At 74.3% G+C, this 17,736-nt stretch carries 4 protein-coding genes (1 of these 4 only partly in view); all 4 read left to right on the top strand.

The annotated features are described in order from the left end of the window. Tightly spaced (each overlapping or abutting the next), the 4 genes in view from ACFPM7_RS14295 to ACFPM7_RS14280 form a layout consistent with a single transcriptional unit that may run on beyond the window. Positions 1-6,465, top strand: the 3' portion of a protein-coding gene (locus tag ACFPM7_RS14295) for an SDR family NAD(P)-dependent oxidoreductase (RefSeq protein WP_378247950.1). 2,472 nt of this gene lie to the left of the window's left edge; only the last 6,465 of its 8,937 coding nucleotides appear in the window; the start codon falls outside the window, past its left edge; the stop codon is at positions 6,463-6,465. Further along, a complete protein-coding gene (locus tag ACFPM7_RS14290; protein ID WP_378247948.1) occupies positions 6,462-12,764 on the top strand; it encodes a beta-ketoacyl synthase N-terminal-like domain-containing protein in 6,303 nt (2,100 codons plus the stop codon). The genes ACFPM7_RS14295 and ACFPM7_RS14290 overlap by 4 nt, the downstream gene beginning before the upstream one ends. Beyond that, the gene (locus ACFPM7_RS14285; protein ID WP_378247946.1) at positions 12,764-13,888 is read left to right on the top strand and encodes a DNA alkylation repair protein; all 1,125 of its coding nucleotides are present in this window, start codon (positions 12,764-12,766) and stop codon (positions 13,886-13,888) included. Before ACFPM7_RS14290 ends, ACFPM7_RS14285 begins: the two co-directional genes overlap by 1 nt. Next, the gene (locus ACFPM7_RS14280) at positions 13,885-17,736 is read left to right on the top strand and encodes an aminotransferase class I/II-fold pyridoxal phosphate-dependent enzyme (RefSeq protein WP_378247944.1); all 3,852 of its coding nucleotides are present in this window, start codon (positions 13,885-13,887) and stop codon (positions 17,734-17,736) included. Before ACFPM7_RS14285 ends, ACFPM7_RS14280 begins: the two co-directional genes overlap by 4 nt.

Here is a 17,736-nt window from a genome sequence, read left to right as displayed (position 1 = left end):
GCCCCAACCGGGGGCAAACCGCCCTCGTCTTTCCAGACTACGCCGGACGGAACCCGTCAAGAGGGTGAATCTCCGGACCTGTGGACAACTCGCGAGTCCACAGGCGACATCGCCATCGTCGCCGTCTCCGGCGACCTGCCCGGCGCCACCACCCTCGACGGCTTCTGGCAGATGATCCGCGCGGGCCGCGACGCCTTCACTGAGGTCCCCGCCGACCGCTGGGACATCGCCGAGCACTACCAGCCGCGCGAGCCGGAGATGACCGGCACCTACTGCCGCACCGGCGCGTTCGTCGACGAGATCGACCGGATGGACCCGAAGTTCTTCGGCATCTCCGTCCGCGAGTCCGACGACCTCGACCCGCAGCAGAAGCTGCTGCTGGAGCACGCCTGGTCCGTCATCGATGACGGCGGTCTCGCGGGCCGCAAGGACGTCGGCGTGTTCGTCGGCGCCACCTACACGCACTTCCGCGACGCCCAGGGCCTGGACCAGATCGGCCCGCACACCGCGCTGGGCTCGATGAACGCCATCCTCGCCAACCGGATCTCCTTCGCCCTGGACCTCTCCGGCCCGAGCATGACCGTCGACACGCTGTGCTCCTCGTCGCTGGTCGCGGTGCAGCAGGCGGTGCAGGCGCTGCGCAGCGGGCACTGCGGGGGCGCGGTCGTGGCGGCCTGCCACGTCGGGCTGACGCCCTGGTACTACCGCAGCCTCAGCCAGCTCGGCGCGCTGTCGCAGTCCAAGCCGCGCCCGTTCGATGAGCGTGCCGACGGTTTCGTGCCCGGTGAGGGCGCGATCGCGGTGCTGCTCAAGCGGCTGGAGGACGCCGAACGCGACGGTGACCGGGTGTGGGGTGTCATTCGCGGCGCGGCGGTCAACCACGGCGGTCGCGGCAGTGCCCTTCCGGTGCCGCGCAGCGGCGCGCAGGTGGAGGTCGTCCGCGCGGCGCTGGCCGACGCCGGGGTCGAGCCGGACGACATCACCCTGCTGGAGACGCACGGCACGGCCACGCAGCTGGGCGACCCGATCGAGATCTCCGCGCTCACCGAGGTGTTCGCGGGCCGGGAGACGCCCGCGGCGATCGGGTCGGTGAAGGCCAACATCGGCCACCTGGAGCCCGCGAGCGGACTCGCCGGGCTGGTCAAGGTGTTGCTGTGCCTGGAGAACAAGGAGATCCCGCCGCTGGCCGGGTACGGGCAGCCCGCCGCGAAGGTGGACCTGTCCGCCGGCGTCGTCACCATCCCGACCGAGCCCGTCCCGTGGGCGGGTCCGCGCCGCGCGGGCATCAGCGCGTTCGGCATGGGCGGGTCCAACGCCCACATCGTCGTAGAGGAGCACAGCCCCGTGCGCCGCGAACCTGGAAACAGCGCCGACGAGCACGTGTTGACGGTCTCGGCGCACACCCCCGAAGCCCTGGCGCGCCGCGCCGCCGACCTCGCCGACTTCCTGGAGTCCCGCCCGGGTGTGACCGCGGGCCAGGTGTGCTTCTCGGCCAACGTGGGCCGCTACCACATGCCGCACCGGATCGCGGTCGTCGGCCGCGACGTCGCCGAGCTGGTGACGGGCCTGCGCGCGGCGCAGCCGGGCACCGTGCACCGCGGCGCGTTCCGCATCCACCACGAGGTGGGCGACCGGTACGTCGGCGGCGGCAAGGTGGACTGGCGCGCCGTGCAGCCGGTGGCCGACCGGATCTCGCTGCCCGCCTACCCGTTCCGCGCCGAGCGGGCGGAGTCGGTCGACGTGTACGGGCGGGTCATGCCCGCGCACCGGGTGTTCGGCGCGGAGACCGTGCCCGCGGCGCTGCTGCTGGAGATGGGCTTCGAGTCCGCCGACGCGCTGACCGGGGTGGCGCTGACCGCGATGGGCACCGGCGCCCCGCCGCTGACGATGTCGGCCGACGCGGGTGACGCGCTGACCTTCCGCCATGGCAGCCGGGTCATCGCGACCGCGGCGGGCGCGGAGGCGGGCCTGCGCCCGCCGCCGGTCAACGTGGACGCCCTGCGCGCCGACTACCCGCGCTCGCTGGCCCCCGAGGGCCTGTACGCGTGGTTCGCGGCCAAGGGCATGGAGCTGGCCGAGCCGCTGACCCCGATCGCCGCGATCGCCTTCGGCGACGACGGTGTCCTCATCGGACTCGACGACGAGCCGGGCCACCCGAAGGTGCGCGCCGTCGCCGCACTGGACGCCGCCCTGCAGTCGATGGCCGTGCTGACCCTGGCCGACCCGACGGCGTCGGAGGGCACCTACCTGCCGGTGTCGCTCGGCCGGGTGACCCGCTGGGCCGACCCGTCGGCCACCACGACCATCCACCTGCGGATGGCCAGGCGCGGCGAGTCCCGCGTCGGCGCGGTCACCATGCTCGACGCAGCAGGCCGGGTCCTGGTCGCCATGGAGGACGTCGTCTTCCGCGTCGTCGGCGCCACCCGCCCCACCGAGGAGCCCACCGACCTCGCCCCCACCGACCTCACCCCCACCAACCTCACCCCAGCCGACCTCACCCCAGCCGACCTCGGCCCGGCCGCCGAGCCCGCCCCCCGCGCCGACGTCCTGGACACGGTCCTGGGCATGGTCCGCGAGGTGCTGCGCGACCCGTCCGTGACCCCCACGACGGTGCTTTCCCAGGCGGGCATGGACTCCATGCTGGCCACCATGGTCACCGTCTCGGTGGAACGCGGCCTCGGCGTCAAGCTCACCCCCATGGACGTCCTCGACGCCCGCGACTGCCGCGCCCTGGCCGACACCATCGCCGAGGACCTCCCCGACCCCACCCCTGCCACCACCCAGGAGCCTCCGCGGGCAGCCCCCACCACTCCCCGGGGGACGGCCCTTGTCCAGGATATCCCCTCCACCGGAAGTGAGCATCACTCATCCACAATGCGCAGGTCAGACGCGGTGAGCGACCAGCCCGCCGAGGCGTCCACGATCCCCGATCCGACCACAGTGGACCCACGGGACATCGCGGTCATCGGGTTCGCCTGTGCCGTTCCCGGGGCCACCGAGCCGGACGGCCTGTGGGAGATGCTCGCCGCGGGTGAGTCCGGTGTGGGGCCCGCGCCCAGTTTCCGCTGGAGTGGGGAGGCCGACGCCGTGGGCGGGTTCCTCGCCGACATCGACGAGTTCGACGCGCGGTTCTTCGACTTCTTCCCCAAGCAGGCCGAGGTGCTCGACCCGCAGGTGCGCTGGCTGCTGCGCACCGCGTGGGAGGCGCTGGAGTCCGCGGGCATCCCGCCGCTGGCCGCGCCCACCTCGACCGGGGTGTTCGTCGGCGCCTCCTACTCCCACTACAAGGACTACAACCTCGCCCCCGAGCTGGACGCCAACGCGGGGCTGGGCAACCACAACGCGTTCCTGGCCAACCGGGTCAGCTACTTCCTGAACCTGTCCGGGCCCAGCATGACCATCGACACGCTGTGCTCGTCCTCGCTGGTCGCCCTGCACACCGCCGTGCGGAGCCTGCGTGACGGCGAGTGCGAGCAGGCCGTCGTGGCGGGGGTGCGGCTGGCGATGTCGCCGCTGCACTACACCGCGATGAGCAACCTGCGAGCCCTCTCCCCCACCGGCGCGTCGCGGGCCTTCGACGGCTCGGCCGACGGGTTCGTGCCGGGTGAGGGGGTGGTGACCGTGCTGGTGAAGCCGCTGGCCGCCGCCCTGCGCGACGGCGACCCGGTGCGCGGGGTCATCAAGGGCACCGCGGTCAACCACGGCGGTCGCACCAGCGGGCTGACCGTGCCCAGCCCGACCGCGCAGAACAACGTGATCACCGCGGCGCTCGCCGACGCCCGCGTCGCCCCGGACACCATCGGGCTGCTGGAGGCGCACGGCACCGGCACCAGTCTCGGCGACCCGATCGAGATCGAGGGCGTCACCCGGGCGTGGCGCTCGCACACCGACCGCACCCAGTTCTGCGCGATCGGCTCGCTCAAGTCCAACATCGGGCACCTGGAGCCCGCGGCGGGGCTGGCCGGGATGGTCAAGGCGCTGCTGGCGATGGAGAAGGAGCACATCCCGCCGACGCTGCACGTGGTGCGCCCCAACGACCACATCCGCTTCGAGGGCACCCCGTTCTTCATCGCCGACCGCACCACCCGGTGGGAGCGCGGCGACACCCCCCGCCGGGCCGCGGTCTCCGCGTTCGGCATGGGCGGGGTCAACGCCCACGTCGTGCTGGAGGAGGCGCCGCTGGAGGCCCCGCGCGACCCGGCCGTGCCCGGCGGGCACCTGCTGTGGATCTCGGCGGCGGCCGAGGATTCGGTGCGGGCGCTCGCGGGCCGCTACGCCGACAAGATCGCCCAGTCCTCGGGTGAGCGGGAGACCGCCGACCTGTGCCACACCGGCAACGTCGGCCGCAGCCCGCTGGGCTTCCAGACCGCCGTGCGCGGTGCGGACACCGCGGCGCTGGTCGCCGAGCTGCGGGCCGTGGAGGCCGGGTCGGCGCCGGTGGTCGGGATCGACCCGGCGCTGCCCGCACCGGTGCTCATCGGCTCGCTCGCCGAGCGGCAGGGCCAGGCGCTGCTGGCCATCCGCAGGGGCTGCACGAGCGTCGCGCTGGGCGAGCTGTCCGCGCCGGGGTCGCGGATCGTGTGCCTCCCGACCTACCCGTTCGCCAAGGCCAGTTTCTGGCACCAGCACCGGGCCGCGGTGCAGGCGGGGCCGCGCGCCGTGCGCAGCCGCTGGGCGGTGACGGAGCCGGTGGTGGCCACCCGGCTGCCCGCCACCCCGGTGCGGGTCGTCGGCGCCGACCCGGCGCTGGTCGACCTGGTGACCGCGGAGCTGGCCGTCGTCGGGGCCCGGGTGGGCGCCGACCAGCCGTCGACGGTCGTCGTGGTCGGCTCCGGGCTCTCCGCCGCCGACAGCGACGCCGAGCTGGCCGCCTTCTGGGACGACCTGCGCGGCCTGCTGGTCCAGCTGCCCCCCGGCGGGACGCTGGTCTGGGCCGAGCACGCCACGGCCGCCATCGGCGACCACGAGCGCCGCTCGCTGCGCCCCGGCGCGGCCGCCGCGCTGATGGCCGTGCGCGCCGCCGCCGCGGAGAACCGCCTGTCGGTGACCACGGTCGATCTCGACCCGGACGACCCGCCGGAGCTGCGCGCCTGGCACATCGCCACCGAGCTGGCGGCGATGGCCCCGGAGTCCAACACCGCCGTCGCCTACCGCGGCATGACCCGCCACGTCGAGCGCCAGCTCCCCGCCCAGGCGGGCCCGGCGGCGGCCATCACCGCCGACGGCTACTACCTCGTCACCGGCGGGCTCGGCGCGGTCGGCAGGCGCCTGGCCGCCCACCTGGTGCGGCAGGGGGCGCGCAGGCTGGCCATCCTCGGCCGCTCGGCGCTCACCCGCGACGCCGCGGAGTTCCTCGCCTCGCTCAAGGCCGAAGTGGACTACGCGCGCTGCGACGTCGCCGACGAGGTCGCGCTCAACGCGGTGCTCGACGGGTTCGACCGGCGCTGGGGCGCGCTGCGCGGGGCCGTGCACGCCTCCGGCGGGGTCAACAAGATCGGGATGGTGCGCAGGCGGGAGTGGTCGGCGGTGACCGGTGTCCTCGCGCCGAAGTTCGCCGGGACGCGGGCGGTCGTGCGGGCCGCGGCGGCCAGGGGCGCGCGGTTCGCGGCACTGGTGTCCTCGATCGCGGGCGCTCTGCCGCAGGCCGGGCGCGGGCTGGTCGACTACACCCTCGCCAACGCCTACCAGCTCGCACTGGCCGAGATGGGCGACCACGGCGACACCGTGGTGACCGCCCACGCCTGGCCGGACTGGACCGGCATCGGCATGGCCGCCGATCCGGCCTTCGCCGCCCACCACTCGATCACCGAGGCGGACGCGCTGGCGGGCTTCACCGCCCACCTGTGCTCCGGCGGCGCGGTCGTCTTCCCCGGCGAAGCCGCCCCGGCCCTGGCGGGGAGCACGCCTGCCCAGAGCGCGGCCGTGCCGGTGCTCACCGCGGTGCCGGACCCGCGACCGGACGTCCCGGCGGTTACCCAGCTGCCGGTCGTCCAGCAGCCGGTGCCTGTCGCGCGGCCGGTCGTCCACGAGCAGGCGACCGTCGTGGAGCGGGTGCCCGAGCCGGTGCCGGTCACGGTCATCCCGCAGCCCGCGCAGCCGCCCGCCCGGGTCGGCGACCCCGCGGCCGCCGCGCTGGCCGAGGTGGTCGGGCAGGTGTTCCTGGACGTGCTCGGCACCCACCCCGGCGCTCGCCGGATCGCCGACCTCGGCCTGGACTCCATCACCATCGCGGAGCTGACCAGCACCATCGAGACCCGCATCGGATCTACTGTGGACCCGGGAATCCTGTTGCGGGCCCGCACGATCGCCGAGGTCGCCGCGCAGCTGGCTCCCGCCTCATCGACCGTCCTGGTCGCCGAGGCGCAGGCCCCCGCTCCGCCGCCCGCGCCCGCCATCCCGACGGAGCCGGTCACCGCGCTCAGCTCGCTGCTGCGCGGCCTGGTCGACAGGGAGCGGTCGGCATGAGCACGCAACCCAACCACGGAGGAACCGAGATGGACAGCCGGATCGCGGTGATCGGCCTGGCGGTGCGGCTGCCCGGCGCCGAGGACGCCACCGACCTGCGCTGGCTGCTGGGCCGCGACACCGTCGAGGTGGACGAGGTCCCGCCGAGCCGCTGGGCCAAGGACCAGTACCTCGGCGACGGCGGGCACCAGGGCAGCCACCACCGCGGCGCGTTCCTGCAGGACCCGTTCTCCTTCGACCACGAGGCCTTCGGGCTCGCGGCCGACGAGGCCGTCCTGCTGGACCCGCAGCAGCGGATGATGCTGGAGGTCGGGGCCCGCGCCCTGGAGGACTCCGGCTACCTGGGCGGGCGCAGGCTCAAGGCCGGGGTGTTCGTCGGGGCCAGGATGAACTCCTACGGCTTCGACAAGGGCCGCGGCCTGTCGCCGGAGGGCCCGGAGGGGCCCGCGGCGCTGTGGGGCCGGTCGCAGAACTTCATGGCGGCGTGGCTGTCGGACCGGCTCGACCTCGCCGGGCCGAGCCTGGTGGTGGACACGGCGTGCTCGTCGTCGCTGACGGCGGTGTGGCTGGCCTGCCAGAGCCTGGCGGCCGGGTCGTGCGAGCTGGCCGTGGTCGGCGGGGTCGACCTGCTGATCGACCCGCTGACCTATGTGCTGCTGTCGCGGACCGGCGCGCTGGGCGCTGACGGGCTGTGCCACACCTTCGACGAGAAGGCCAACGGCTACGTGCCCGGCGAGGGCGCGGTGGCGCTGATCCTCAAGCCGATGGCCGCCGCCCTGGCCGACGGGGACATGGTCCTCGGCGCGATCGTCGGCTCGGGGGTGAACAACGACGGGAGGACGATGGGCGTCACCACCCCCAACATGGAGGCGCAGATCGAGCTGCTGTCCGATGTGTACTCGCGGATCGACCCCAAGTCGGTGCAGTACATCGAGGCGCACGGCACCGGAACCGCGATCGGCGACCCGATCGAGGTGCGCGCGCTGGCCGAGGTGTTCGCCGCGCACGGCGTCGCCCCCGGGTCGGTGGCGCTGGGCTCGGTCAAGCGCCGCATCGGGCACCTGCACTCGGCGGCCGGGATGGCGGGCCTGGCGAAGCTGGTGGCGTGCCTGCACGAGGCGCGGATGCCCGCGACGGCGGTCGAGGCGCCCAACCCGCGGCTGCGGCTGGACACCACGCCGTTCTACCTGCCCACCGAGCACACGGTGTGGCCGGGCGCGGTGCGCAGGGCCGCGATCAGCGGGTTCGGCTTCGGCGGGACCAACGCCCACGTCGTCGCCGAGGGCGTCGACCCGGTGCCCGCGGTCGCGACGGCGCGTGCCGCCGAGGTGCTGACGCTGAGCGCGCACAGCCCCGACCGGCTGCGCGAGCTGGCCGCCCAGTGGCTGGAGTTCCTGCCCGCCACCGAGCACCTGGCCGACGCGTGCGCCACGGCCCGCCTCGGCCGCCCGCACCGCGCGCTGCGGCTGGCGGTGTCCGGGCGCGACGCCGGGGAGCTGGCCGCCGCGCTGCGGTCCTGGCTGCTGGGCGAGCCCGCGGCGGCGAACAGCGTGGTGTCGGTGCGCCCGACCGAGGCCGACGCGCCGCCCGCGTGGCTGATGGCGCTCAACGGGCTGCCGTCGGCGCGCGCGGTGATCGCGACCTTCGAGGACGCGGCCGGGCTGCCGCTGGCGCGGTTCTCCGGCAAGCTCGTCAAGCTGTGCGCCGGGGTGGCCCTCGGGGTCGTGCTGCGCGAGCTGGGCGTGCCGGAGGAGGCCGTGGAGCTGCCTGTCGGGTGGGGTCCGGTCGCCGCCTACGTGCACGGTCGGACGTCACTGGAGCAGGCGCTGGCCGAGGTGCTGGCGATGGAGACCGGTTCGACCAACGGGCACGGGCGTCCGCCTGCCGGGTCGACAGGCCTGGACGTGATCGGCGAGCTGGCAGACGGCGCGGACGCGGAGTCGGTGCTGGCCGGGGTCGTCGCCGCGCTGCACAGCGGCGGCGTCGAGGTGGACTTCGCGGCGTTCCAGGGCGGGGCGGCGTGGGCCAAGCGGGCCCTGCCCGCCGCCCAGCAGCGCGGCCGCGCGCTGGATCTGGCCGAGCCGCTGCGCTCGGCCGAGCGCGGCACGCCCACGACGCTGGAGGAGGACGACGGCGCGCACGGCTACGTGTTCTCCCGCCGCTACGGCCCCGCCGAGACCCCGATCGCGCAGCACTCGGTGTACCGCACGCTGATGCTGCCCGGGGTGGCGTGGTTCGACTTCCTGCGCCAGGGCGTCCTGCTGCGCGGCGATGTCTTCCACGGCGTGCTGGACCTGGTCTTCCACCGCCCGCTGATCCTGTCCGAGCCGACGCGCGTGGTGTGCCGGGTGGACGGGTCGGGGCGCTTCACCGTGGAGGACGAGGCGCGCGCGCCGTTCGTCACCGGCCGCTTCGCGACCGAGTCGCCGTCGGCGGGTGTGGAGCCGCTGGCCGAGCACCTGGCCGCCTGCGGCAGGCTGCACGCGGGGTCGACGGTGTACCGCTGGCTGCGGCGCATCGGCTACCACCACGGCCGCTACTACCGCAACATCTCGTGGGTGGCGAGCCTGCCCGCGGGCGGCACCCTCGCCCGCATCGAGGGCGAGCGCCAGCGCTCGATGAACCCGGACGACGTCGAACTGTTCCCCGGCCTGCTCGACAGCGTGACGATCGCCGCGATCGACCCGGACAACCGGGTGTTCGGGGCGGACGACGCGTCGGCGTTCATCCCGCTGTCGGTGGACCGGATGCACCTGCACGGCTCGCTGGCCGACGCGGCTTTCGTGCGCACCGAGGTGTCCTTCTGGAACACCGAGGCGTGCCGCGTGACCCAGACGGTCACCGACGAGCACGGCAAGGTCCTGCTGGTCTTCGGCGACATCTCCTCCAAGCGCGTCCCGGCGCACGCCTTCACGGGTGCCGCGCGGCCCGCCGCCGAGGCCGCGCCCGCCGTCGAGCCGCCCGCTGCCCACCCCGCCGTCGTTGAGCCCACTGCCGCCGCGCCCGTCGCGGTTCCGCGCGGCGGGCGCACGCTGGCCTGGTTCCTGGCCGAGTCCGGCCTGACCGCCGAGCAGGCCGACACCGAGTTCCTCTCCACCGGCTTCGACTCCGTCGGCCTGGTCGACCTCAGCGACCGCCTCTCCAAGACCCACGGCCTGCCCCTCTACCCGACGGTCTTCTTCGAGTACCCCACCGCCCGTTCCTTCGCGGAGTACCTGGACACCGAGGAGTCCACCTTCACCGCGACCCTGGCGACCCCCTCACCGTCCGCGCAGGCCCCCGCGACTCCGCCAGCCGCCCCCACGGGCAACCGCACCCTGACCTGGTTCCTCGCCGAATCCGGCCTGACCGCCGAGCAGGCCGACACCGAGTTCCTCTCCACCGGCTTCGACTCCGTCGGCCTGGTCGACCTCAGCGACCGCCTCTCCAAGACCCACGGCCTGACCCTCTACCCCACCGTCTTCTTCGAGTACCCCACCCCGAAGGCCTTCGCCGACTACCTCGACACCGACGAGCCCGCCTTCACCGCCACCCTCACGCCGCGAACCGCCCCTCACACCCCCATCCAGGCAGCCCCCACCACTCCCAGGGGGACGGCCCTTGTCCAGGATATCCACTCCCGCGAAAGCGAGGGTGACTCATCCACAATTCGCAGGTCAGAGGCCGTCGCGGACCAGTCGGCGCAGGCCGCGCCTACCACCGGAACGACCACTGTGGACAGTGTGGTCAACCCGAGGGACATCGCCGTCGTCGGCGCCGCGATCCGGGTGCCGACCGCGGAGACGCTGGAGGAGTTCTGGCAGCTGCTGGCCGAGGGCCGCGACACCGTCCGCCGCCTGCCCGACGGCCGCTGGGACCACCCCGGACCCGAGGCGTCCTTCCTGGACCGCGTCGACCAGTTCGATCCGAACCTGTTCCGCATCTCCGCGCGCGAGGCCCCGCACATCGACCCGCAGGCGCGGCTGGTCTACGAGACCATCTGGCAGGCGCTGGAGGACGCGGGCAGGCTCGGGGAGCGCGCGAAGGGTGACCGGACCGGGCTGTGGATCGGCTACAGCCACGACCACTACGCCGAGGAGCGCGCCCGCTTCGGGGTCGCCAACGGCCGTGGGCTCGGGCTGGAGGCGATGATCCCCAACCGGTTCTCGCACCTGATGGACTGGACCGGGCCGAGCGTCGTGATCAACACGCTGTGCTCGTCCACCCTGGTCGCGCTGCACACCGCGATGCAGCACCTGCGGGCCGGTGACATCGACACCGCCGTGATCGGCGGGGTGCACGCGGGCATCAGCCCGGAGTACTTCCAGTCGATGACCGACCTGATGGCCCTCTCGCCGCGCGCCCGCTGCCGCGCCTTCGACGACTCCGCCGACGGGTTCGTGCCCGGTGAGGGCGCCGTCGCGGTCGTGCTGCGCAGGCACACCGACGCCGGGAACGACCGGGTGCGCGGGCTGATCAAGGGCGCTGCGGTCAACCACGGCGGCCGCACCACCCGCTACTCCGCGCCCAGCCCGCGCGGGCAGCGCCAGGTCATCACCGCCGCCCTGGAGGACTCGGGGGTGTCCCCGGAGTCCATCGGCATGGTGGAGGCGCACGGCACCGGCACCAGCCTCGGCGACCCCATCGAGATCGAGGGGCTGACCAAGGCGTGGCGCACGCACACCGACCGCACCCAGTTCTGCGCGATCGGGTCGCTGAAGTCCAACGTCGGGCACCTTGAGCCCGCGGCCGGGCTGGCCGGGCTGGTCAAGGTGCTGCTGGCCATGGAGCACCGGCAGATCCCGAGGACGCTGCACGTGGAGCGGCCCAACGACCACATCCGGTTCGAGGACTCGCCGTTCTACATCGCCGACCGGACGCTGCCGTGGACCGACAGCCCGCGCCGGGCCGCGGTCTCCGCGTTCGGCATGGGCGGGGTCAACGCGCACATCATCGTGGAGGAGCCGCCGCGCACCCCGGTGCCGACGCCGCCGCGCCGCGACAGCCACCTCGTGCGGGTGTCGGGGGCCACCGAGCAGGCCGCCCGGGACCTGGCCGCCGCCTACGCCGCGCACCTGGACGAGGCCACGCCGCTGGCCGACTTCGCCCACACCGCGAACGCGGGCCGCGCCGAGCAGCGCTTCCGCGCCGTCGGCCACGGGGCGAGCGCCGCCGAGCTGGCCGAGTCGCTGGCCGCGGCGCCGGTGACCAGGGCGGTGTCGGGGACGCCGACGGCGTTCCTGTTCACCGGGCAGGGCTCGCAGTACCCGGACATGGGCCGCGGGCTGTACGAGACCGAGCCGGTGTTCCGCGCGGCGCTGGAGGAGTGCGCCGAGCTGCTGCGCCCGCACACCGAGCTGCCGCTGCTGGAGCTGCTGTACGGCTCGGCCCAGGACCGGCTGACCGAGACCGCCAACGCACAGGTCGGCATCGTGTCGGTCCAGGTGGCGCTGCTGCGGCTGCTGGCGGCCTGGGGCATCCGGCCGGACATGGTCGCCGGGCACAGCGTCGGCGAGCTGACCGCCGCGCATGCCGCCGGGGCGATCGCGCTGCCGGACCTGATGGCGCTGACCGCGCTGCGGGGCAGGCTCATGCAGGCCCAGCCCGCGGGCGGGGGCATGGCGGTCGTGCACGCCGACGCCGCCACCGTCGCCGCCGGTCTCGCCGCCCACCCGGGCATCGAGATCGCCGCGCACAACTCCCCGAACAGCACCACCGTCGCCGGTCCGCTGGACGCGATCGCCGCGTTCCGCGCCGCCGCCGCGCACCCGACCACCCAGCTCAGCGTCAGCCACGCGTTCCACTCCGCGGCGATGACCGGCGCGCTCGCGCCGTTCGCCGAGGCCGTGGCCGCCACGCCCATCACCGCGCCGAGCACGCCGATCGCCTCGACGCTGACCGGCACCTGGCACACCGCGAGCAGCATCGCCGACCCCCAGGTGTGGGCCGCGGCGATCCGCAACCCGGTGCGCTGGACCGACGCCGTCGGCGCGCTGCACGCCGCGGGCGCGGCGGTGTACTGGGAGATCGGGCCGCACCCCGTGCTCGTCCCGCTGACGCAGGCCTGCCTGCGCGGCGCGGGCCACGAGTACGCGCACGTGCTGCGGCGCAACCGCTCCGACCAGGCCCAGCTGCACGCCGCGCTGGCCGCGCACGCCGCCCGCGGCGGGGCGCTGGACTTCGCGGCGGCGCCCGGCGGGCAGGTCACCCGGATTCCCGGCTACCCCTTCGACCGCGCGCGGTACTGGATCGCCCGCGCTGACGGGGCAGGCGCGTACGGTGCGCCGCTGCCGGTGGAATCGATGGAGAGGAACGGCTGATGGCTGGCCAGGAGTACGGGCTCAAGCGGCACTTCAACGAGGACGCGGCTGTCCTCATCGGCGAGCAGGTGCGGGCGGTGTCGCCCAACTTCGACGTCGCGGGCTACGCCGCCGACACCGCCGAGCGCATCCCGGGCAAGGAGCTCAAGGACCGGGTGCTGGTGCTCGCCGAGGGGCTGCGCGAGCGGCTGCCCGCCGACTACCCGGACGCCGTGGAGCTGCTGCTGGCGATCCTCGGCCCGGAGCTGGGCGAGGGCGACGGGATGTTCAACACGTCCTGGTACCTGATGCCGGTGGCGCGCTTCGTCGAGGAGTACGGCCTGGAGCACCCGGAGGTGTCGCTGGCGGCGCTGGCCGAGATCACCCGGCGGCACACCGCCGAGTACGCGGTGCGGCCCTACATCGAGGCGCACTACGAGCTGACGATGCGCACGCTCGCCGAGTGGGCGCGCGCCGACAGCCACAACCTGCGCCGCGCGGCGAGCGAGGGCTGCCGCCCCCGGCTGCCGTGGGCGCGGACGCTGCACCGCTTCGTCGCCGACCCCGCGCCGGTGCTGCAGATCCTGGAGCCGCTGCGCTCCGACGGCTCCGACTACGTGCGCAAGTCGGTGGCCAACAACCTCAACGACATCACCAAGGACCACCCGGACCTGGCGCTGGAGACCGCGGCGCGCTGGCTGGCGGAGTCGGACACGCCGGAGACGGCGTGGACGGTCAAGCACGGCCTGCGGACGCTGGTCAAGAAGGGCAACCCGCGGGCGCTGGCGCTGCTCGGCGCGACCGGCGGGGAGCACATCGCCGTGCCGGACGTGCGGGTCAGCCCGCGCGCGATCACCCTCGGCGAGTCGGTGGCGATCCGGGTGGAGCTGGTCAACGGCGACGAGCGCCCGCACAGCGTGACGGTGGACTACGTGGTCCACCACGTGCGCCAGGGCGGCAAGGCCATCCCCAAGGTGTTCAAGTTCGCCACCGTCGACCTCGCCGCGGGCGAGCGCCGCACCCTGGAGAAGGCGCACAAGGTCAAGGAGATCCAGACCCGCCGGTACTACCCCGGCGAGCACGTCATCGACATCCAGGTCAACGGGACCGTCATGGCCACGGACAGATTCGAGCTGCGACTGTGAACACGAACCTCAGCCCCGACGACCCCGCCGTCGCCGACCACCTGGTCGCGGGGACCCCCGTCCTGCCGGGCGCGGCGCAGGTGGACATGATGCTGTCCGCCTGCGACGCCCGGCGGCCCGACCGGGTGTGGCGCCTGGACCAGGTCACGTTCCTGGCGCCGCTGGCCGTCACCGCGCCGGTGGCGGTGGCGGTGGCCGCCGAGGAGGACGGCGCGTGCGCCGTGGCCACCGCGGCGGGCAGGCACAGCCAGGCCAGGGCCACGGCGAGCCCGCTGCCCCCGCCGACCTACCTGGACGTGGCCGCGCTGCGCGCCGGGTGCGCCGAGCAGGTGCCGCTGGCCGAGGTCGCCGCCTGGCGCTCGGCGAGCGGGATCGCCTACGGCCCGTCGTACCAGGCGATCCGGACCGTCCACAGGGGAGGAAACCGGCTGGTCGCGCTGCTGCGCGAGACGCAGGACCGGCCCGGCCGGTTCGTGCCGCCCGCGCTGCTGGACAGCGTCTTCCAGTGCCTGGGGCTGCTCGACGGCGGCGCGTCCGGGGGCTGTCTGCCGTGGGTCGTCGGGTCGATCACGGCGCGGCGGGCGGTCAGCGGCTCGGTGTACGCGGTGGTGGAGCTGACCGACGCCAAGCCCGGTGTGGTGCGCGGCAGGGCGACGGTGTGCACGCTGCAGGGCGAGGTGCTGCTGGAGCTGGACCGGATCACGCTCAAGGGCGCGGCGCCCGACGCCGTGGCGAAGCCGCACGCCGGCACCGTCACCGCGACCACCTGGTGGGCGAGCGTGCCGACCCCGGAGCGCACCGACGGCCTGGTCGTCACCGTGACCCCGAACCTGTCCGAGGCGCGCGTCGAGGAGCTGCTGGCAGCCGGGCCGCGGGAGGTCGTGTTCCTCGCGCCGACCGGCGTCGAGGGGCCGCAGGCGGCGTCCGAGGCGCTGTTGTGGGTGTTCTCGCTGGTCAGGAAGCTGGGGGCGCGTCCGCCGATGCCGGGGCTGACGATCGTCACCCGGCACGGGCAGTGCGTGGTCGGCACCGAGCGGGTCGACCCGGTGCACGCGGCGCTGTGGGGGTTCGCCCGCTCGCTGCGGGTGGAGCACCCGAGGACACGGGTGCGGCTGGTCGACGTCGGGGACGCCGACGCGCCCGGCGACCTGCTGCACGAGCAGCCGGAGCTGGTCTGGCGGGAGGGGTCGTGGTTCACCCCGCGGCACACCCCCGTCGACTCCGCGCCCGCCCCGGTGCGGCTGCGCGGCGGTCGCTTCCTCATCACCGGCGGCATGGGCGGGCTCGGCCTGCTGATGGCCGAGGCGCTGGCCGACGCGGGCTGCGCGCACCTGACCCTGGTGGGCCGCCGCGTCCCGGACGAGGCCCGCGAGCGCCTGAACTGCCTGGCCGCCCGGTGCGAGGTCGTCACCCTGGCCTGTGACATCAGCGCCCTGGCGGCGCAGCCCCGCTTCGACGGCGTGATCCACGCCGCGGGCGTCCTGCGCGACGGCCTGGCCCGCACCCTCGACCCGGAGAAGATCGCCGAAGTGTTCGCGCCCAAGATCGGCGGCGCGCACGCCATCGCGGCCTGGGAGCCGCCGGGCTTCGTCGCCCTGTTCTCCTCGATCTCGGCGACGCACGGCAACCTCGGCCAGAGCAGCTACTCCACCGCCAACGCCTACCTCGACGGGTTCGCCGCGCTCCAGCGGGCGCGGGGCGGGCGCTGGTACAGCCTCGGATGGGGGCTGTGGGCGGTCGGGATGGGTGAAGCGCTGGTGGAGAACGCCGCCAAGCGCGGCATCCACGCCCTGACCGCCGAGCACGGCGTCGCGCTGCTGCACGCGGTGCTCGGCATGGCCCCCGGCAACTACGTGCTGGCCGCCACCGAGGCCGGACAGGCCGCGCCGATGAACCACCTGACCACTGCCACCCCACCCCAGCAGGGACCGACCGACAAGGACACCGCCATGACCGCAGTCGCCAGCGAGAACCAGCTCTGGGACTCCCTCTCCGCGATCCTGAAGAAGACGCTGCAGGTGCCTGCGGTGTCGCCGCAGGACGACCTGCTGGACCTCGGGCTCGACTCGATGATGGCGGTGGAGATCGGGGCCGCGCTCAACGCCGGTGGCTTCGACCTGGACCCGTCGGTGTTCTTCGACCACACCAACGTGGGGGCGCTGCACGCGCACCTGGAGACGCTGCGGCCCTCGGGGGCGGGCCCGGCCGCGGTGGCCGCGCCCATGACCCCCACGGCCCAGGCTGCCTACGTCGCCCCAGCGCCGGTCGCCCAGGCCGTCCCCGTCGCGCAGGCCGCGCCGGTCCTGCCCGTCGCGGCGCCGGTCGTCCACGCCGCGCCGGTGGCCCAGGCCGCGCCCGCCTTCGCTCCCGCCTGGGACCAGTTCCGGCCTGACCACGCCACCGCTCCCCCGACACCTCCCGCACTCGGCACGGCCATGCCCGCGCCGCAGGCCGCCGCACCGGTCATGCCGCCCGCCGCCGCGCCGCCCGCCGCCATGGCCCCGCCCGCACCGGTCGCACCGGCCGTTCCCCCGCCTGCCGCGCCCGCCGCGGCTCCGGCGCGTCCCGTGCAGGCCCGTCCGGGGCTGCCCCCGGGCATCAGCGGGGCGCCGACGCCGCGGCGCACGCTTCCCGCCCGGCTCACCGACGCCCCGGCCGGGAGCTTCCTGGACCAGCGCATCGACGCGCTCTCCGTGGACGACCGGGCCATCGTGGCCAACGGCGACTACTTCTACGAGCCCGTCATCGAGGAGTCCCAGGGTTCGCAGATCAAGTTCGACGGCCGGTGGTTCCTCAACTTCGCCTCCTACAGCTACCTCGGCCTGGTCGGCCACGAGTACATCAACCAGGCCGCCGAGCGGGCCATCCGCAAGCACGGCACGGGCGCGCACGGCGTTCGCCTGCTGGCGGGGACGCTGCACCTGCACCGCGAGCTGGAGCTGACGCTGGCCCGTTTCCTCGGCACCGAGGACGCGATCGTCTTCACCAGCGGGTACATGGCCAATGTGGCCACTGTGGGTTCGCTGGTCGGCCCCGGCGACTTCGTGATCGGCGACGTGTACAACCACGCGTCCATCCTGGACGGTTACCGGCTGTCCGGCGCGACCGTGATCACCTACGCGCACAATGACATGGCGGACCTGGAAAGGGCACTGCGCAAGGCCGGAAACGCTGGTAAGCTGGTGGTGACGGACGCTGTCTTCAGCATGGACGGTGACGTCGCCAACCTCCCCGCCATCACCGAGCTGTGCGAGCGCTACGGCGCCCCGCTCATGGTTGACGAGGCCCACAGCATCGGCGTCCTGGGGGCGACCGGGCGGGGCATCACCGAGCACTTCGGGATGGCGCCCGACAGCGTGCCGATCAAGATGGGCACCCTCTCCAAGACCATCCCCAGCACCGGCGGCTACGTCGCCGGGTCCGCCGACCTGATCTTCGCGCTGAAGAACAACGCCCGCGGGTGGATGTTCTCCGCGGCGGGCACCCCGGCGCAGGTCGCGGCCGCCAAGGCCGCCGTCGAGGTGATCGAGGCCGCCCCGCACATGGTCGACGAGCTGCGCCGCCGCACCGCCCGCTACCGCGACTCCCTCAATGCCCTGGGCTTCGACACGATGGCCAGCGAGACGCCCGTCGTGCCGATCATCTGCCCGGGCCCGGACCTGGCCATGGAGATGGCCCGACTCTGCCAGCGCGAGGGGCTGTTCGTGCAGCCCATCGTCTACCCGACGGTGCCCAAGGCGCTCTCGCGCCTGCGCACCATCGTCAACCTCAGCCACACCGAAGCCGAACTGGACCACGCCGTGCGCGTCATCGCCGACGCGGGCCGCAAGCTCGGCCTCATCGCCTAG

Origin of the sequence: Actinokineospora guangxiensis (assembly GCF_042657845.1) — a bacterium.
GTDB classification, from domain to species: Bacteria; Actinomycetota; Actinomycetes; order Mycobacteriales; family Pseudonocardiaceae; genus Actinokineospora; species Actinokineospora guangxiensis.
Note: the sequence above shows the minus strand (reverse complement) of the source record. Positions and strands in the feature narration are given on the sequence as shown.